General features: G+C 75.1%; 14 protein-coding genes. 11 read left to right on the top strand and 3 right to left on the bottom strand.

All coding sequences use genetic code 11. The features are described from left to right. Positions 1-33: 33 nt before the first annotated feature. From E1284_RS27405 to E1284_RS27395, 3 genes are all read left to right on the top strand, one after another. Positions 34-819 (top strand): methyltransferase domain-containing protein, encoded by a 786-nt coding sequence (locus E1284_RS27405; RefSeq protein WP_131943026.1) that lies wholly within the window; start codon positions 34-36, stop codon positions 817-819. Between the two features lie 38 nt (positions 820-857). Then, the gene (locus tag E1284_RS27400) at positions 858-2,123 is read left to right on the top strand and encodes a DNA polymerase IV (RefSeq protein WP_131943025.1); all 1,266 of its coding nucleotides are present in this window, start codon (positions 858-860) and stop codon (positions 2,121-2,123) included. Between the two features lie 147 nt (positions 2,124-2,270). Beyond that, positions 2,271-2,663, top strand: coding sequence for a DUF3040 domain-containing protein (locus E1284_RS27395; protein WP_131943024.1), 393 nt, complete (start codon positions 2,271-2,273; stop codon positions 2,661-2,663). Between the two features lie 106 nt (positions 2,664-2,769). Here the strand turns inward: E1284_RS27395 and E1284_RS27390 are convergent, their stop codons facing one another. The 3 genes from E1284_RS27390 to E1284_RS27380 are packed head-to-tail and all read right to left on the bottom strand — an operon-like array spanning position 2,770 to position 7,703. After that, the gene (locus E1284_RS27390) at positions 2,770-5,361 is read right to left on the bottom strand and encodes a transglutaminase TgpA family protein (protein ID WP_243714774.1); all 2,592 of its coding nucleotides are present in this window, start codon (positions 5,359-5,361) and stop codon (positions 2,770-2,772) included. Beyond that, complete coding sequence (locus E1284_RS27385; RefSeq protein ID WP_131943023.1) at positions 5,358-6,653, bottom strand: DUF58 domain-containing protein; 1,296 nt, start codon at positions 6,651-6,653, stop codon at positions 5,358-5,360. The genes E1284_RS27390 and E1284_RS27385 overlap by 4 nt, the downstream gene beginning before the upstream one ends. Positions 6,654-6,656: 3 nt before the next feature. Continuing rightward, positions 6,657-7,703 carry an AAA family ATPase gene (locus E1284_RS27380; RefSeq protein ID WP_243714773.1) on the bottom strand — a complete coding sequence of 349 codons (1,047 nt, stop codon included), beginning with the start codon at positions 7,701-7,703 and terminating at the stop codon, positions 6,657-6,659. A gap of 373 nt (positions 7,704-8,076) precedes the next feature. Between E1284_RS27380 and mraZ the strand changes: the two genes are divergently transcribed. From mraZ to murD, 8 genes are all read left to right on the top strand, one after another. Continuing rightward, the gene (mraZ, locus tag E1284_RS27375; RefSeq protein WP_131943027.1) at positions 8,077-8,508 is read left to right on the top strand and encodes a division/cell wall cluster transcriptional repressor MraZ; all 432 of its coding nucleotides are present in this window, start codon (positions 8,077-8,079) and stop codon (positions 8,506-8,508) included. Positions 8,509-8,752: 244 nt separating this feature from the next. Next, positions 8,753-9,787 (top strand): 16S rRNA (cytosine(1402)-N(4))-methyltransferase RsmH, encoded by a 1,035-nt coding sequence (gene rsmH, locus E1284_RS27370; protein ID WP_131943022.1) that lies wholly within the window; start codon positions 8,753-8,755, stop codon positions 9,785-9,787. After that, the gene (gene ftsL, locus E1284_RS27360) at positions 9,784-10,437 is read left to right on the top strand and encodes a cell division protein FtsL (protein WP_207923976.1); all 654 of its coding nucleotides are present in this window, start codon (positions 9,784-9,786) and stop codon (positions 10,435-10,437) included. Before rsmH ends, ftsL begins: the two co-directional genes overlap by 4 nt. Before the next feature lie 663 nt (positions 10,438-11,100). Next, entirely contained in the window at positions 11,101-12,819 is a 1,719-nt protein-coding gene (locus E1284_RS27355) for a peptidoglycan D,D-transpeptidase FtsI family protein (RefSeq protein ID WP_481726194.1), read from the top strand. Between the two features lie 81 nt (positions 12,820-12,900). Beyond that, complete coding sequence (locus E1284_RS27350; RefSeq protein WP_131943020.1) at positions 12,901-14,451, top strand: UDP-N-acetylmuramoyl-L-alanyl-D-glutamate--2,6-diaminopimelate ligase; 1,551 nt, start codon at positions 12,901-12,903, stop codon at positions 14,449-14,451. Further along, positions 14,448-15,830, top strand: coding sequence for a UDP-N-acetylmuramoyl-tripeptide--D-alanyl-D-alanine ligase (locus E1284_RS27345; RefSeq protein WP_131943019.1), 1,383 nt, complete (start codon positions 14,448-14,450; stop codon positions 15,828-15,830). Before E1284_RS27350 ends, E1284_RS27345 begins: the two co-directional genes overlap by 4 nt. Further along, the gene (gene mraY / locus E1284_RS27340) at positions 15,827-16,885 is read left to right on the top strand and encodes a phospho-N-acetylmuramoyl-pentapeptide-transferase (RefSeq protein ID WP_131943018.1); all 1,059 of its coding nucleotides are present in this window, start codon (positions 15,827-15,829) and stop codon (positions 16,883-16,885) included. Before E1284_RS27345 ends, mraY begins: the two co-directional genes overlap by 4 nt. Beyond that, on the top strand, positions 16,867-18,287 hold a 1,421-nt coding region (gene murD, locus E1284_RS27335; RefSeq protein ID WP_131943017.1), incomplete at its 3' end, for a UDP-N-acetylmuramoyl-L-alanine--D-glutamate ligase. The genes mraY and murD, both read left to right, overlap by 19 nt.

Below are 18,287 nucleotides of genomic sequence, written 5' to 3'. Positions count from 1 at the left end.
GCGTGGGGCACCGGGCGGCTAGGCTGGGCGGGGATGACCAACGTTAGGGGAGTGGCCGTGACCGGCCGGCAGCAGAAGCGGGTGCGGGGCGGCACCAGGGTGCGCAGCGCGGTACTGTGGGACGCCCTGCGGACCGTGCTCGCCCGCATCACCCCCGAGGCCGGCCCGCACGACGTCGTGGACGTCGGCGGCGGCACCGGCGGGTTCGCGGTCCCGCTCGCCGAGCTCGGGCACCGGGTCACCGTGGTCGACGCCAACCCGGACGCCCTCGCCGCACTGGAGCGCCGCGCCGCCGAGTCGGGGGTGCGGGTCCGCGCGGTGCAGGGCGACGCCGTCGACCTGCCCGACCTGCTGGGCCCGGACGCCGCCGACCTGGTGCTGTGCCACAGTGTCCTGGAGTTCGTCGACGAGCCGGGCGCGGCGATGGCCGCGCTGACCTCGGTGGTCCGGCCGGGCGGCTCGGTCAGCGTGCTGGTCGCCGGGCAGGTCGCCGCCGCGCTGCACCGCGCCGTGTCCGGGCACTTCGAGGACGCGCGGCGGGTGCTGACCGACCCGTCCGGGCGCTGGGGCGAGGGCGACCGGATGCCGCGCCGGTTCACCCGGGAGACGCTGTCGGCGCTGGCCCGCGGCGCGGGCCTGCGGGTCGCCGAGCTGCAGGGCGTGCGGATCTTCGCCGACCTGGTGCCGAGCGGCCTGCTGGACGGCGACTCCGACTCCGCCGAGGCGCTGATCGCGCTGGAGTCGGTCGCGGCCGTCCACCCCGTCCTGCGGGACCTGGCCGCCCAGCTGCACCTGGTGGCCGACAAGCCGGCCGAGTAGCGCCATGAGCCGAGTAGCGCCATGAGCCGAGTAGCACCGTGAGCCGCAAGCAGCAGCTGCACCGGCCGGGGCCCCAGCCGGGGCCGCCCGCCGACGACACGGGCTGCCACATCCTGCACGTCGACATGGACGCGTTCTTCGTCAGCGTCGAACTGCTGGAGCGGCCCGAGCTGCGGGGGCGCCCCGTGATCGTGGGCGGCGCCGGGCCGCGCGGCGTGGTGTCCGCGGCGTCCTACGAGGCCCGGACGTTCGGCGTGCACTCGGCGATGCCGATGACCCGGGCGCGGCGGCTGTGCCCGCGGGCGGTCGTGCTGCCGGTGAGCCACGGCAAGTACGCGCGGGTGTCCGCCGCGGTGTTCGAGATCTTCCGCTCCATCACGCCGCTGGTCGAGGGCCTGTCGCTGGACGAGGCGTTCCTGGACGTGGCGGGCGCCCGGCGCCGGCTCGGCCGGCCCGCCCGGATCGCCCGGCTGATCCGCGAGCAGGTGCGCGACCAGCAGGGGATCACCTGCTCGGTCGGCGTCGCGAGCACCAAGTTCATCGCCAAGCTGGCCTCGACCCGGTGCAAGCCCGACGGGCTGCTCGTGGTGCCCGCCGACGGCGCGGTCGACTTCCTGCACCCGCTGCCCGTCGCGTCCCTGTGGGGCGTCGGGGAGCGGACCGAGGAGCACCTCACCCGGCTCGGCCTGCGGACGGTCGGGCAGCTCGCCCGGGTGCCGCTCGCCACGCTCCAGCGCGAGCTGGGCACCGCGATGGGCGCGCACCTGCACGAGCTGGCGTGGGGCCGCGACCCGCGCGGGGTCGTCCCGCACACCCCCGACAAGAGCATCGGCGCCGAGGAGACGTTCGACACCGACGTCGACGACCCCGAGGTGATCCGCCGGTCGCTGCTGCGGCTGGCGGAGAAGACCGGCGAGCGCCTGCGCGCGAGCGGGAACGCGGGCCGGACGGTCAGCGTCAAACTCCGGATGGCGAACTTCAAGACGATCACCCGGTCGCGGACGCTGAGCGAGCCGACCGACCTCGCCCGTGTGATCTATGTCACAGCCTGCGAGCTGTACGAGGCGGCCGGGCTGGAACGGGTACGACTCCGTCTGGTCGGGGTACGGGTGGAGAACCTGGGCCCGGCCGGCGAGGCCCCCCGTCAGCTCGCCTTCGACGAGCCGGAACGCGGTTGGCGTGAGGCCGAGCGAGCCATGGACCAGGTCGCGCACCGGTTCGGCCGCGGCGCGGTCCGCCCCGCCGCGCTGGTGCGGCGTGCGACCGATGGTGACGGACGTGACGGCAGGGACGGAAGACAATGAAAGAAGGCGGTGGGGTGACCGGCACCGGGCCCTCGACGGGCCGTTCGCTTTCGTACGCTCGACAGTGCTCGTATTCTGGGCATATCACCGTTGACGTTCGCGTCCCGCATCGGAGACCCCGTCGCGGAGCTGTCGTTGGGAGGTGCCGTGCCGCTCTCTGAGCACGAGCAGCGCATGCTCGAACAGATCGAATCGGCTCTGTACGCCGAGGATCCGAAGTTCGCTCACGCGGTTCGCTCGACCAACCCCCAGGTCCACTACAAGCGCCGGATCATCAAGGCCGCCCTCGGCTTCGTCGTGGGCGTCTGCGCGCTGATGGCCGGTCTCGTGATCAACGAGGGCACCGTCACCATCGCCATCAGCGTGACCGGTTTCCTGCTCATGGTGGTGTGCTGCGTCTGGGCGTTGACGAGCTGGAAGCGGATGACCGGCATCGGAAACGAGCCCGCCCGAAGCGGCGGCAGCTCGTCCCGTCCGGCCAAGGCGGGCTTCATGGAACGCATGGAGGAGCGCTGGCGCCGCCGCACCGAGGGCGACTGACCGGCGTTCGTGATCGTCCCGGCCGCGCGTGGGCCGTCCACGCGGGCCGGGACGAACGCGTATCCGGGGACCTCCCGAGCGGGTGCCCTCCCCGGCCCCGGACGCCCTAGCGGCGGCGGAGGCGGGCGGGGAGGTCGTTCAGCCGGGTGGCGGTGTCCAGGGCGCGGTCGGTGGCGGTGCGGAGGGCGGTGCCCACCTGCGCCATCGTCGACGGCGGCAGCAGCCGGGCGCGCCAGCGGGCGCCGCGGCCCACGGACGCGGCGAACGCCTCCCGGACGGTCTTGACGTCGGCGCGCAGCCGCTCCACCGGCTCGGGGGAGCGGGACCGCGCGTACCGGGCCAGCTCCTCGGCGCGCGCGATGCGGGTGAGCGCCTGCGAGCTCGCCCCGTCCAGCTCGAGCTGCTCGCCGAGCCGGCGCGCGGTGGCGCGCGGGGAGTCGCTGGCCCGCCATTCGAGCCCGTGGTCGAGCGCGTCGGCGCGCATCTCCCGCCACGCGGTGTGCGCCGCCCGCGCCGGGTCGGCCCCCTCCGCCGGCCCCGGTGCGGGCCGGTCGTCCGCCGGGCGCCGGGCCCTGGGCACCGGCTTGCGCGACCGGCGCACCCGCCTGCGGGACAGTGTGCGGGACAGTGTGCGGGACAGCGGATCGGACGCCGGCGGCCCCGACGGCGCGGGCGCCGGCGCGAGGGCGGCCCAGCGGCGGCGGCGGGTGAACATCCGCAGCCCCATCGGCACGGCCAGCAGCAGGAGGATCAGCGCCCCGCCCGCCACCCAGGGCGTCGCGCCGGTGCCGCTCTCCTCGTCGTCCTGCGCCGCGGCCGCGGCCCCGGGGCCCTCGTCGTCGCGGTGCCGGGCGCCGGGGCTCGGCGCGGCGGCGCTCTCGTCGCCGCCGGCGGAGGAGTCCGGCGCCTGCGCGGACGAGGAGTCGCTCCCACCGCCGGTGCTGATCTCGGGGCGGCTGTAGGACGGCGTGACCGCGGTGCCCTGCCCGCCCGCGCCGGACGGCGTCGGCTCGAACCGCACCCAGCCGGTGCCCTGGAAGTACAGCTCCGGCCAGGCGTGCGCGTCCCGCGACCGGACGACCCACTCGCCGGGCCTGACCTCGCTGCCCGGCGTGTACCCCATCGCCACCCGGGACGGGATGCCGAGGATCCGGGCCATCAGCGCCATCGACGCGGCGTACTGCTCGCAGTAGCCGCGCTTGCTGTGCAGCAGGAAGTCGACGAGGTCGCTGCCCTTCTGCGGCGCCGGCGCGGACAGGTCGTAGCTGAACCCGCCGCCGACGGTGAACCAGCGCTGCAGCCGCACGGCCTGCGTGAGCGCGGTCGCCGACCCGGCGGTGACCTGCTCGGCGAGCCTGCGGACCTCCTGCGGGACGTTCTTGGGCACCGCCGTGTAGTGCGCGACGACGTCGGCCGGGTAGCCGCCCGCGGCGGCGAGCTGCGCGGCGGTCGGGTCGGCGTGCACGCTCCGCACGGTGTAGGAGCGGCCGCTCGCCGAGTCGCGCAGCGAGTAGACCATCAGCGACGCGGCGTGCACCCGCCAGTCGCCCTTGATCGACACGCTGGTCGGGGCGTACGGCACCGGCAGGAACGTCATGTTCCTCACCTCGGGCCGCACGCGGACCTCGGTGGTCACCGTGTGCACGCGCCCGATGGACAGGCCTTGCGGCGGCGGCAGCGTGCGCCCGGCGACGAGCCGGTCCTTGGGGTCGCTATTGAGCCGGCTGTAGGTCCACCGGTCGCCGTCGAACCGGTCGAGCGCGTAGAGCCGCAGGTAGTCGGGGCCCTCGGGGTCGTCGGTGCGGTAGGTGAGGACGACCGAGTCGTCCAGCCGGGTCAGCTCCCGCTTCAGGCTGACGAGCGGGTCGGGCGTGGTCACGGTCCGGGTGCTCTGGCCGCTGCCGCCGCCGAGGTCGAACACCCCGCGCGGCTGCAGCCCCGGCACCGCGGCGGGCAGCACCACCGCGACGGCGATCGCGCCGACCGCGATCCGGCGGCCGGTCACCGCGAGCGCCGCCGCGTCGGGCTGCGCCGCCTCCTCGCCGGGACGCGGCTCCGCCCCGGGACGCGGCTCCGCCCCGGCGAGCGGGACCTCCCGGGGCCGGTGGTGGGTGCCGACGGTGCGGCCCCAGCCGCCGACCTTCTCCCGCGAGTCGGCCATCAGCAGGCCGAGGAAGCCGAGCGCGCCGACGCCGAACGCCAGCCAGCCGACGCCGTCCTCCCGGACGGCCGCGGGCACGCTGTACATCGCCAGCAGCGGCAGCCCGGCGGGCGCGGTGCGGTGCAGCCGGACGGCGAGCAGGTCGACCATGACCGCGACCAGCCCGATCCCGGTGGCGGTCAGCATCGCGATGCCGGGCAGCAGCGGGACCGGCGCCGCGTACCGGTTCGCGGCCCGCCAGCCCTCCCCGGCGAGGTCGCCGAGGTGCCGCACCGACTCCGGGGACGGGACGACGCCCAGCCAGGCCCGGTCGGCGGCGTAGACGAGGTTGAGGTAGAGCAGCAGCGCGGCCAGCCCGAACACCGGGTTCAGCAGTACGGGCAGCCGCAGCTGCCGGGCCAGCAGCCCGCCGCCGGCGACCGCGAGCACCGCGCCGAGCCCGGCCCAGAACCAGCCGGCCCGCTCGAACAGCGGGTAGAGGCCGAGCGAGCCGGCGAGCGTCGCCAGCCCGGCCATGACCGTCATCCGGATCCTCATGAACCGTCCCTGACGAAGTCCTCGCCGGCCTTCCCGGCGGTCGTCCACGCATGCGCGAGATCCGCGGCGGACCGGACGGACAGCACCCGCCACCCGGCCGCGCGCAGCAGTTCCGCGGCCGTCCCGGTGCCGGGCCCGCCCGGCTGCGCGCCGTCGGCCGGCGCGCCCCGGCCGGAGCCGCCCTCGACCAGCACCGCGACGCGGGTGCCGGCGCCGTGCCGCGCCGCCGCGACCGACCCGGCCTCCTCGGCGGACAGGGCGCCGAACACCGCGACCACCAGCCCGTCGCCCTCCCGGCCGCCCAGCCCGCCGGACGCGCCGCGCAGCGCGGCCAGCCCGGCCGCCAGCGTGCCGCCCTTGGACCTGCGCGCCACGGCGAGCGCGTCGAGCAGCAGCCCCTCGAACGCGCCCTCGGACCGCGCCGCCGGGACCACCTCGCCGGCGTCGGTGACGTACCGCAGGCTCATCCCCGTCCGGACGAGGTGCACCCCGATCGACGCCGTCGCCGACACGGCCTGCTCGAACGAGCCGCTCGTCCCCTCGCCCCAGTGCGCGGCGCGCCGGGTGTCGAGGAACAGCGTCCCGCTGCTCTGGAAGTGCTGCTCCTCGCGCCGCACCATCAGCTCCCCGTGCCGGGCGGTGGACCGCCAGTGCACGCGGCGCAGGTCGTCGCCGTGCCGGTACTCGCGGGGCGCGGCGTCGTCCTCGCCCGCCGCCGACACGGCGCGGGCGACGCTGTCGCCGCCGCCCGTCCACGCCCCCGACAGCCGGCTGTGCGGCAGCGGCACGATCGCGGGCGTCACGGTCAGCGTGTCGGACAGGCTGAACGAGCGCACCAGCTCCACCATCCCGAACGGGTCGGCGAGCCGGACCGTCAGCGGTCCGACGCGGTAGCGCCCGCGCACGTCCGAGCGGATCCGGTAGCCGAGCCGGCGGGAGCCGTGCGGCTCGATCCGCTCCAGCACGAACCGGGCCCGGCCGCCGAGCGCGTAGGGGACCCGGTCCTCCACCATGAGCAGCCCGCTCGGCAGCCGCGACACGTTCTCCAGCCGCAGGTCGACGCGGGCCTCATGGCCGACCGGCAGCCGCGCGGGGTCGAGCCGCCGCGCGCACGCCAGCCGGTACCGGGTCCGCGACACCGCGAGCATGCACAGCAGCGGCAGCACCAGCACGAGCACCCCGGCCCGCAGCAGGTCCCGCTCGCCGAGGACGACCGCGCACACGATCGCGGTCGCGCCGGCGGCCACGAAGGACCGCCCGCGCGTGGTGAGGCCGGCCAGCGCGCGTCGCACCGGTCACCGGCCGGGGGAGGGCACCGGCAGCCGCTTCACCAGGTCGGCGACGACCTGCTCGGGGCGGCGCCGCTCGACCTGCGCCTCCGCGGTCGGCAGCAGCCGGTGCGCGAGGACGGGGACGGCGAGGTCCTGGACGTCGTCGGGGACGACGTAGTCGCGGTCGTCGAGCGCCGCGTACGCCCGCGCGGCCCGCACCAGGTGCAGGGTCGCCCGCGGGGACGCGCCGAGCCGCAGTTCGGGGTGCTTGCGGGTGGCGGCGATGAGGTCGACCGCGTACTGCCGCACCGGCTGCGCGACGTGCTGGCGCCGCACCACCTCGATGAGGTCGCGGACGTCGGCGGCGTGCGCGACGGGGGTGAGCCGGTCGAGCGGGGACGTCCGGCCGTGCGTGTCGAGCATCTCCAGCTCGGCGGCCGCGTCCGGGTAGCCCATCGAGATGCGGGCGGTGAACCGGTCGCGCTGCGCCTCCGGCAGCGGGTAGGTGCCCTCCATCTCCACCGGGTTCTGCGTGGAGATCACCATGAACGGCGGCTCCAGCGCGTAGGTGGTGCCGTCCACCGTGACCTGGCGCTCCTCCATGCACTCCAGCAGCGCCGACTGCGTCTTCGGGGACGCGCGGTTGATCTCGTCGCCGACCACGATGTTGGCGAACACCGGGCCCGGCTTGAACTCGAACTCGCGCAGCTCCTGGTTGTAGGCGCTGACCCCGGTGATGTCGCTCGGCAGCAGGTCCGGGGTGAACTGGACGCGCCGCACCGAGCAGTCGACCGAGCGCGCGAGCGCCTTCGCGAGCATCGTCTTGCCGACCCCGGGCACGTCCTCGATCAGCAGGTGGCCCTCGGCCAGCAGCACCGTCAGCGCCAGCCGCACCACCGAGGGCTTGCCCTCGATGACCGACTCCACCGCGTCCCGGATCTTGTTCGCGATGTGGGCGAGGCCGTCGAGCCCGCGGCCCGCCCCCTCGCCCCCCGCGGCGGGGCGCCGGGAAGGGCGGGATGCAGGGGGGTCGGTCTCCATGAACGACTCGCCGTGCGTGCCTACTGCCACCAAACCCTCCTCAGCCGTTCCACCCGACAGTACGTCGTCGGAACGCCCGCCGCGATGTTCATGGGGAACGCGAGCCCATTGTGCTCCACGGGAAGGACGGCAAACGCCGCGCGCGGGGCCCCACTCCGCTCCACCACGATCATCCGGGACGCGTGAGAACCCGCGGAGACGCGTCCCGGAACGCCTGCGGTCGGTTCGGCGCGCGGACCGGCGGCCGCTGGGCCCCACTCCGCACCACCCTTCCTGACCTGCGGTTTCGTGGCCCGAATTCGCTCGCGGAGAGTGTTTTTCTTGTTGACGGTGGGGAAGAGTGGAGTAGAGTGGGGCGCCGTGGGGGCGGTAGTACCCCATGCGGCGCGGGGAGGTGGGGCCGGTGTTCCTCGGCACCCATTCACCGCGCCTCGACGACAAGGGACGACTGTTCCTGCCGGCGAAGTACCGCGAGGAGCTGTCGGGGGGATTGGTGATCACGAAGGGCCAGGAACGCTGCCTGTACGTCTTCCCCATGGCGGAGTTCCAGCGGATTACCGAGGCTCTGCGTGCCGCGCCGGTCACGGAGAAGGCGGTCCGGGGCTACAGCCGGGTCTTCTTCGCCGGCGCCTCCGACGAGGTACCGGACAAGCAGGGCCGCGTCACGATTCCCCCGCCGCTGCGCAAGTACGCGGGTCTCACCCGCGACTGCACGGTGATCGGGGCCAACACGCGTCTGGAGATCTGGGACGCCCAGGCCTGGGAGACCTACCTGGAGCAGGAGGAGCAGACGTTCTCCGACGTCTCGGAGGAGGTGCTGCCAGGGATCCTCTGAGCGAAGACTCGTCGGTCCGTTGACCGGCTATGGCCCACGTTCGGCCAGGTCTCCAGCCGCTCTCCGAGCCAGCTGGCGCAGCTTCCCCGGTGCCAGACGGCGACCCCCCGCGGAAACGCGGTGATCTTCCTCTAGGGCAGCGGATGGGGACCTGGCCGGGCGAGGCCGCCGCCGGGGGCACGGGACGGTCCGGTCCGGCGATGCCACAAGTCCGCGAGCGAGGTGGCAGTACAGGGGGTGGAGCATGGACGTGGGTGACCACGCGGGTGCGGGCGGCCACGCGTCCGAGGACGCTGGCCGTCGGGCCGCCGGTCCCGGGCCGGACGCCGGCCATGTACCGGTCATGCTCGACCGCGTCCTGGAGATCCTCGTCCCCGCCGCGGAGGCCGTCACCGGCCGCGACCCCGTCTACCTCGACGCCACGCTCGGCATGGGCGGCCACGCCGAGGCGATGCTGCGGGCCGTCCCGCGGCTGCGGCTCATCGGACTCGACCGCGACACCGCCGCGCTGGAGCGCTCCGGCCGCCGGCTCGCCCCGTTCGGCGACCGAGTGGCGCTGGAGCACGCCGTCTACGACCGCATCCCCGAGGTGCTGCGCCGGCTCGGCGTGCCCGCGGTGGACGCCGTCCTGTTCGACCTCGGGGTGTCCTCCCCGCAGCTCGACGAGGCGGGCCGCGGCTTCGCCTACTCCTACGACGCCCCGCTCGACATGCGGATGGACCGCACGCAGCGGCTCACCGCCGCCGAGGTGGTCAACGGCTACCCGCCCGCCGAGCTCGCCCGCATCCTGCGCGAGTACGGCGAGGAGCGGTTCGCCCAGCGGATCGCCGCGGCCATCGTCCGCGAGCGCGAGCGCGAGCCGCTGGAGACCACCCGCCGGCTCGCCGACCTCGTGCGCACCTCCATCCCGGCCGCGACCCGCCGCACCGGCGGCAACCCGGCCAAGCGCACCTTCCAGGCGCTGCGCATCGAGGTGAACGGCGAACTCGACAGCTGGCGCCGGGCGCTGCCCGCCGCCCTGGACGCGCTCCCGGTCGGCGGCCGGGTCGCCGTCCTGTCCTACCACTCCCTCGAGGACCGCATCACCAAGCGCGTCCTCGCCGCCCAGGCGGCCGACACCACCCCGCCGGACCTGCCCGTCCCGCTGCCCGAGCACGAGCCGAGGTTCCGGCTCCTGACGCGCGGGGCCGAGCTGCCGTCCGGCGAGGAGACCACGACCAACCCACGGGCCGGATCGGTGCGGCTGCGCGCCGCGGAGCGGGTCCGGGAGGCGACATGACGACGACGAGCAGGCGCCCGCCGGTTAGGGCGCCCAAGAAGAAGAGGACGGCCGCGGCGCCGGCGGGAGGCACGGCGACGGCCGTGAAGGCCCGGCCCGAGAGCCCGCCCAAGGCGCCGCCCAAGAGCCCGCCCAAGGCGCCGGCCAAGGCCGCGCCCAAGGGCACGGCCGAGAACGCGAAGCCGGCGGCCGCCCGGTCCCGCCCGGCGGCGGCCCACCGGGCCGCGCCGCGCGCGCCGTTCGTGCTGCTCATCATCGGGCTGCTCGGCGGCGCGCTGGTGAGCCTGCTGCTGCTCAACACCGTCCTCGCCAAGGACGCGTTCACGCTGACGCGGCTCCAGCAGAGCAACAAGCAGCTCCAGCAGCAGCGCCAGGCGCTGGAGGAGGAGAACGCGCGCGAGGGCTCCCCGGCGGGGCTGTCGCGCAAGGCCAAGGCGCTCGGCATGAAGGAGGCCGAGGACCCGGCCTTCTTCGACACCGAGACCGGCCGGGCGAGCGGCGGCAAGATCCGCCCCGTGCCGCACGCGGCCGCCGCGTCGGCCGGCGCCGCGGGCGTCGTCGGCGTCCCCGGCACCGTGGTGCCCGGTGACGGCGTCCGGCCCGCCGCCGGCGCCGCGGCGGGCGCGCGGCCGGGGAGCGGGACGCGGTGACGGGGCGCCGCGCCCGGGAGCGGGGCGCACGGTGACGAAGGAGCGGGGGGCACGGTGACGAAGCGGCCGGGGCCCGGGACCGTCGGCCCGCCGCCCGGCCGGCGCAGCGGGCCGGACGGGCGGGCCCCCCGGGGCTCGGCCGGGCGGGACGACAAGAGCGGCCCGGGCGCGGCGCGCGCGTCCGGGCACCAGACCGGTGGCGGTCCGCGCTCCCCGGGCGGGAGGGCGGACGGCGCGGGACGGCCGGGCAAGAAGGGCAGCGCGCCCCGCCGTCCCGCGCGCGGCGGGACGCCCCCCGCCCCGCGCAAGGAGCCCGCGCGCAAGGAGCCCGCGCGCAAGGAGAGCCAGCGCAAGGAGGCCTCTCGCGGCGGCGCCGGCGGCAAGGGCGCCAATGCCAAGGGGCCGGGCGGCAAGGCGTCCGGGGGCAAGGCGTCCGGCGGCAAGGCGGGCGGCCGCAAGGCGGCCGAGCGCAAGACCGCGTCGCGGATGGAGACACCGCAGGCGACGGCCACCAGGGCCGCGCGCAAGAAGCCGCCCGCCGGCGGCGCTCGCACGCCCAGGGGCGGCCGCCCGGCCGGGACGGGGCCGCGCCCCGGCGGCTCGGGACCGCGGCCGCCGGGCCGGGGGCCGCGCGCCCGCGTGCCGTTCAACCGCCGCGACCCGATGAAGCGCCTCAACGTGGGCCTGCTCGCCGTCGCGTTCGTGCTGTCGCTGTTCGCCGGGCGCCTCGTCCAGTTGCAGACGATCGAGTCCGGGAAGTACACCGAGGAGGCGATGCGGCAGCGGATGCACAAGATCGAGCTGCCCGCCGTCCGCGGCGACATCACCGACGCGCAGGGCCACCCGCTCGCGATGACGCTGGAGGCGCGCAAGATCTACGCCGACCCGTCGCTGATCGAGCCGGCGAAGCGGCAGAAGGTCGTGAACGCGCTCGCCCCGACGCTCGGCCTGAACCCGGCGACGCTGCTGAAGCAGATCAGCAGGCCCGACACCCAGTTCGTCGACCTCGCGCACGGCGTCCGGCCCGACCAGGCCCGGCTCATCATGTCGTGGGACCTGCCCGGTATCGGAACACTCCCGGAATACCGCCGCGAATACCCCAACGATTCGCTGGCCGCCAGCGTCATAGGTTTCGTGAACGACACGGGGAAGGGCGCCGCGGGCCTGGAGAGCTCGCTGGACGACGTGCTCGCCGGGCGCGCCGGCTGGCAGCGGGTGGAGATCAGCCTGGAGGGCCAGCACATCCCGATGGGCGAGGACCAGAAGCGCCCGTCCGTGCCCGGCCGCGGCGTCCGGCTCACGCTCCAGCGCGACCTGCAGTTCATGGCGCAGGAGGCCATCGAGAAGCAGGTGAAGGCCAGCCGGGCGGCGGGCGGCAGCGTGATCGTCATGGACCCGCGCACCGGGAGGCTGCTCGCGATGGCGTCGGCGCCCGGGTTCGACCCGAACCACTACGCCGACTCCGACCGGTCCCGGTGGGGCAGCCCCCTCGTCCAGGACGCCTACGAGCCGGGCAGCACCGGCAAGGTCGTCACGGCCGCCGCCGTCATGGAGTACGGCGGCGTCACCCCGCAGACGCCCTACACCGTTCCCGACAAGATCAAGAAATACGACGTCGTGTTCCATGACTCGCACCCGCACGCGCCGGAGCGGCTCACCTTCACCGGGGTGCTGGCCAAGTCCAGCAACGTCGGCACCATCATGGCCAGCGAGAGCATCAGCTCGCAGCAGCTCTACCGGACCCTGCGCGACTTCGGGTTCGGGCAGAAGACCGGCCTGCCGCTGCCCGGCGAGACGCCCGGGCTGCTGACCCCGCCGAACAAGTGGTCGGGCACCGACCGCTACCCGATCGCGTTCGGGCAGACGGTGTCGGTGAACGCGGTGCAGATGGCGAGCGTGTACGCGACGATCGCCAACGGCGGTGTCCGCGTCGCACCGTCCCTGGTCGCCGGGACGGTCGGCGAGGACGACCGGTTCACCGCGGCGCCCGCGCCGCCGCGCAGGCAGGTGATCAGCGCGCGCACCGCGCGGCAGATCAGCGACATGCTGGAGAGCGTCACCACCCCCGAGGGCACCGCCCCGAAGGCCCAGATCAAGGGCTACCGCGTCGCCGGCAAGACCGGCACCGCCGAGATCGTCAACCCGCGCTGCGGCTGCTACGACGGCGGTGGCTACACCGCCTCGTTCGCCGGGTTCGCCCCGGCGGACGATCCGCGGCTCGTCGTGCAGGTCGTCCTGCAGGATCCGAAGCGGGGCAGCCACTATGGTGGCGATGTGGCCGCACCGGTCTTCAAGGACGTGATGAGCTTCGCCCTTCAGTCCGAGAAGATCCCGCCGACGGGGAGCCGACCGCCGATCGCCCAGATCCACGCCGGAGACTGACCGCAGCGAGTACCCTCCTCGCCTGTGAGTCCACCACCCGCGTCCCACCAGTCCCGTTACGCTCGCACCGAAAGAACAGCCATGCGTCCGACCACCAATCCGGCCCGTCCGCTGAGCGGGCTCGCGGAGCTTCTCGGGATCGAAGGGGACGGGCGGGACGGCGTGTCGGCCACGGGGATCACGCACGACTCGCGGGCGGTGCGGCCCGGCGACGTCTACGCGGCGCTGCCCGGCGCGCGCGCCCACGGCGCCCAGTTCTGCGTCCAGGCCGCCGACGCGGGCGCGGCCGCGATCCTCACCGACCCCGCCGGGTACGACCGGGCGGCGGCGACGGGCCTGCCGGTGCTGGTGGTGCCGGACGTCCGCGCCCGGCTGGGCGACGCCGCGTCGTGGGCCTACGGCGACCCGGGGCGCGACATCACGCTCATCGGCGTCACCGGCACCAGCGGCAAGACCACGACCGTGTTCCTGATCGACGCGGGGCTGCGCGCGGCCGGGATCGAGACGGGCCTGGTCGGCGGCGTCGAGATCCGGGTGGGCGGCGAGCGGGTGCCGAGCGCGCTCACCACCCCGGAGGCGACCGACCTGCACGCGCTGCTGGCGATGATGCGCGAGCGAGGCGTCGGGGCCGCCGCGATGGAGGTGTCCAGCCACGCGCTCGTGCAGGGCCGCGTCGGCGGCGCCCGCTACGAGGTCGCGGTGTTCACCAACCTCTCGCAGGACCACCTCGACTACCACCCGACCATGCAGGACTACTTCCTGGCGAAGGCGCGGCTGTTCACGCCGGAGTACTCGCGCGTCGGCGTGGTCAACCTGGACGACCACTACGGCCGGGAGCTGCTGGAGATCGCCGCGGTGCCGACGACGACGTTCTCGGCGTCCGGGGACCCCGCGGCCGACTGGCGGGCCGAGGACGTGCGCGTCGGCGCCGACGGCAGCGTGTTCCGCGTCGTCGGCCCGGGCGGCATCGAGGCCGACGCCGAGGTCCGGCTCGCCGGCCCGTTCAACGTCGCGAACGCGCTCGCCGCGATCGTCGCGCTGGTCGAGGCGGGCATCACGCTGCAGGCCGCCGTCCGCGGGGTCGCCTCGCTGCCCGGCGTCCCCGGCCGGCTGGAGCGCGTCGACGAGGGCCAGGACTTCGTGACCCTCGTCGACTACTCCCACAAGCCGGGCGCGGTCGAGGCCGTGCTGAACGCGCTGCGGCCCGTCACCGAGGGGCGGCTCACGGTGGTGCTCGGCTGCGGCGGCGACCGCGACCGCGGCAAGCGGCCGCTGATGGGCGAGGCCGCCGCCCGGCTGGCCGACACCGCCTACTTCACCAACGACAACCCGAGGTCGGAAGATCCGCTCGCGATCCTCGCCGCTATGGTCGAGGGCGGGCTCAAGGTGCCGCAGCCCGAGCGCGCGCACATCGTCGTGGAACCCGACCGCGCCGCCGCGATCGGGCTGGCCGTCGGCCGGGCCCGCCGCGGCGACGTGCTCGTCGTCGCGGGCAAGGGCCACGAGCAGGGGCAGAACGTGGCGGGCGAGGTGCATCCGTTCGACGACCGCGAGGTCGTCCGCGCGGCGCTGCGGCGCCGGGCACCCGGCGGCCGGACACAAGGGATTAGAGGGGACGGGACGCAGGCGTGATCCCACTTCCGCTGGCGACGATCGCGGAGATCACGGGAGGCACCGCGCAGGGGCCTCCGGACGTGGTGGTGAGCGGCCCCGTCGTCATCGACTCGCGCGCCGTGGAGCCCGGGGCGCTGTTCGCGGCGTTCAAGGGCGAGCGCGCGGACGGGCACGACTTCGCGGCCGGGGCGCTGGCCGCCGGTGCGGCGGCGGTGCTGTCCCAGCGCGCCGTCGGCGGGCCGTGCGTGGTCGTGCCCGACGTCGCGGAGGCGCTCGGCCGGCTGGCCCGCGGCCTGCTGGAGCGGCTGCCGGACGCGACGGTCTTCGCGGTGACCGGGTCGGCGGGCAAGACGTCCACCAAAGACCTCATCGCGCACCTGGTGAGCCGCGCCGGGCCGACCGTGCACCCGCCGGGCTCGTTCAACAACGAGATCGGGCTGCCGCTCACCGTGCTGCGCGCGGACGCCGCGACCCGCCACCTCGTCCTGGAGATGGGCGCGCGCGGGATCGGCCACATCGCCTACCTGACCGGCATCGCGCGGCCCGACGTCGGCGTGGTGCTGAACGTCGGCACCGCGCACGTCGGGGAGTTCGGCAGCCGGGAGAACATCGCCCGCGCCAAGGGCGAGATCGTGGAGGCCGTGCCGCCGGGCGGGACCGCCGTCCTCAACGCCGACGACCCGCTGGTCGCCGCGATGGCGTCCCGCACCCGCGGCGAGGTCGTGACGTTCGGCCGCGGGCCGGACGCGGTCGTCCGGGCAGTGGACGAGACGCTCGACGAGCAGGGCCGGGGCAGGTTCACCCTCGTCACCCCGGAGGGCTCGGCGCCGGTGGCGCTGCGCCTGCACGGGGCGCACGCCGTCCCGAACGCGCTCGCCGCGGCCGCCGCCGCCCGCGCGGCGGGCCTGCCGGTGGAGGCGGTCGCCGCCGCGCTGGCGACGGCGGTGCCGGAGAGCCGGTGGCGGATGGAGGTCACCGAGCGGGCCGACGGGGTGACCGTGGTGAACGACGCCTACAACGCCAACCCCGACTCGGTGCGCGCCGCCCTCGACGTGCTCGTGCACATGGCGCGCGGGCGCCGCGCCTACGCGGTGCTGGGGGAGATGGCCGAACTCGGCGACTCCGCCGTGGCGGAACATGCCAAGATCGGGCAGCATGTCGCGCGCAGCGGGATCGCCGGGCTCATCGTCGTCGGCGCGAACGCGGCGGCGATGGCCGAAGGGGCCGGGCAGGTGGCGTCATGGACGGGAGAGTGCGTGCAGGTGGATGACGTCGGCGCGGCGGTGGCCGCGCTCAGCGAGCGGCTCCGGCCGCGGGACGTCGTACTGGTGAAGGGCTCCCGCGTGGCGGGACTGGAACGGGCGGCCGAGGCGCTCCTCGCGGAGGACGCCCGATGACCAACATCATCATCGCCGCGGGCGTGGCGCTCGTCTTCGTGGTGGTCGGCACCCCGGTGTGGATCCGGATCGTCAACCGGCTCGGCTACGGCCAGATGATCCGGGACGACGGCCCGGAGGCGCACCTGAAGAAGCGCGGCACCCCCTCGATGGGCGGGACGGTCTTCATCGTCGGCGCGCTCGTCGGCTACGCGGCGGCGCACCTGTTCACCGGCGAGGAACCGACGATCTCCGGCGTCCTGGTGCTGTTCCTGATGACGGGCCTCGGCCTCGTCGGGTTCGTGGACGACTACATCAAGGTGTTCAAGCAGCGCAGCCTCGGCCTGCGCAGCGGCGCCAAGATGGTCGGGATCATCCTCGTCGGCGTCGTGTTCGCCGTCGGGTCGCTGAACTTCCCCAACGGCTACCAGGTCACCCCCGCCGACCCCCACCTGTCCTTCCTGCGCGACTTCGGCCCCTCGATCGGCCCGTACCTGTTCGTGCTGTGGGCGCTGCTGCTCATCGCGGCCATGTCCAACGGCGTGAACCTCACCGACGGGCTGGACGGCCTCGCCGCGGGCCCGGCCGGCATGGTGCTGGCCGCCTACGTGATCATCGGCAACTGGCAGCTGCGCAACAGCTGCGCGGCCGCCCTCGCCCCCAACTGCTACAGCGTCCGCGACCCCCTCGACCTCGCGGTGGTCGCCGCGGCCGTGCTCGGCGGCGTGTTCGGCTTCCTGTGGTGGAACGCCCCGCCCGCGAAGATCTTCATGGGCGACACCGGCTCGCTGGCCCTCGGCGGCGTGCTGGTCGGCCTGGCGATCCTCACCCGCACCCAGTTCCTGCTCGCCATCCTGTGCGGGCTGATCGTGATGATCACCCTGTCGGTGATGATCCAGGTCGGCGGATTCAAGATGACCGGGAAGCGGGTGTTCAAGATGGCCCCGCTGCAGCACCACTTCGAGCTGTCCGGCTGGGCCGAGACCACGATCGTCGTGCGGTTCTGGCTGATGTCCGCGCTGTTCACCGCGGCCGGGCTCGGCCTGTTCTACCTGGAATGGATGCCGAAGAAGTGAACCAGCCCTGGGACGGCCCGACCGTGTGCGTGGCCGGGCTCGGCGTGTCCGGCCGCGCCGCCGCCCGCGTCCTCGCCGGCCGCGGCGCCCGCGTCATCGCCGTGGACGCCCGCGACGGCGCCGAGCAGCGCGGTCACGCCGCCGAGCTGGAGGCCCGCGGGGTCACCGTCCGGCTCGGCGACGGCGAGAGCCTCCCCGAGGGCACCGGCCTGGTCGTGACCTCGCCGGGCTGGCGGCCGGACACGCCGCTGCTCGCCGCGGCCGCCGCCGCCGGCATCGAGATCATCGGCGAGGTGGAGCTCGCCTGGCGGCTGCGCGGCCCGGACGCTGCGCCGTGGCTCGCCATCACCGGGACGGACGGCAAGACGACCGTCGTCCGGATGCTGGCCTGCATGCTCACCGCCGCCGGCCACAAGGCGCTCGCGGTGGGCAATGTGGGGACGCCGATCGTGGAGGCCGTGAGCGAGCCGTACGACGTGCTGGCGGTGGAGCTGTCGAGCTACCAGCTGCACTGGTCCAGCTCGCTCGCCCCGGCGGCGGCGGTCGTCCTGAACGTCGCGCCCGACCACCTCGACTGGCACGGCTCCATGGACGCCTACGTCGGCGCCAAGGGCAGGATCTACGCGGGCTGCGGCGTCGCCGTCTACAACGCCGACGACGACACCTCCACCGCGCTCGCCGAACGCGCCGAGGGCGTCGGGCGGCGGGCCGGGTTCACCCTCCGCGTCCCGCGGCCCGGCGAGCTCGGCGTCGTCGAGGACCTCCTCGTCGACCGCGCCTTCACCGACGACCCGGTGAGCAGCGCCGCCGAACTGGCCGCGCTCGCCGACGTCCGCCCGTACGCGCCGCACAACGTCGCGAACGCGCTGGCCGCCGCCGCGCTGGCCCGCGCGTTCGGGGCGCCGCCCGAGGCCGTCCGGGAGGGGCTGCGCTCGTTCGTCCCCGACCCGCACCGCATCCAGCACGTCGCGGACGTCGCGGGGGTCGCCTACGTCAACGACTCCAAGGCGACCCAGCCGCACGCCGCCGCCGCGTCCCTCGCCGCCTACGAGTCCGTCGTGTGGATCGCCGGCGGGCTCCTCAAGGGGCTGGACGTCGACGACCTGGTGCGTTCGTGCGCCGGGCGGCTGCGCGGCGCCGTGCTGATGGGCCGCGACCGCCACCGGCTCGCGGAGGCACTCGCGCGACACGCGCCGGATGTCCCGGTCGTCGACGTCCCCGACACCGACACTGGGGCCATGGAACGCGTCGTCAGCGAAGCCGCAGCCCTCGCCCGCCCGGGAGACACCGTGCTCCTCGCGCCCGTCGGGGCGTCCTTCGACATGTTCGCCAACTACCCGGCCCGCGGGGACGCCTTCATCGCGGCCGTCGAGCGCCTCGCCGGGGTGCCCGGCTCCGGTGC

The organism is Actinomadura bangladeshensis (assembly GCF_004348335.1).
GTDB lineage: Bacteria > Actinomycetota > Actinomycetes > Streptosporangiales > Streptosporangiaceae > Spirillospora > Spirillospora bangladeshensis.
This window is presented reverse-complemented; position numbering and strand designations above follow the sequence as displayed.

Bases quoted from the DNA above. Each gene is read 5' to 3' on its own strand.
- E1284_RS27405 (WP_131943026.1), top strand. From the start codon at position 34: ATGACCAACGTTAGGGGAGTGGCCGTGACCGGCCGGCAGCAGAAGCGG.
- E1284_RS27355 (WP_481726194.1), top strand. From the start codon at position 11,101: ATGAAGCGCCTCAACGTGGGCCTGCTCGCCGTCGCGTTCGTGCTGTCG.
- rsmH (WP_131943022.1), top strand. From the start codon at position 8,753: ATGGACGTGGGTGACCACGCGGGTGCGGGCGGCCACGCGTCCGAGGAC.
- mraY (WP_131943018.1), top strand. From the start codon at position 15,827: ATGACCAACATCATCATCGCCGCGGGCGTGGCGCTCGTCTTCGTGGTG.
- ftsL (WP_207923976.1), top strand. From the start codon at position 9,784: ATGACGACGACGAGCAGGCGCCCGCCGGTTAGGGCGCCCAAGAAGAAG.
- E1284_RS27350 (WP_131943020.1), top strand. From the start codon at position 12,901: ATGCGTCCGACCACCAATCCGGCCCGTCCGCTGAGCGGGCTCGCGGAG.
- E1284_RS27390 (WP_243714774.1), bottom strand. From the start codon at position 5,361: ATGAGGATCCGGATGACGGTCATGGCCGGGCTGGCGACGCTCGCCGGC.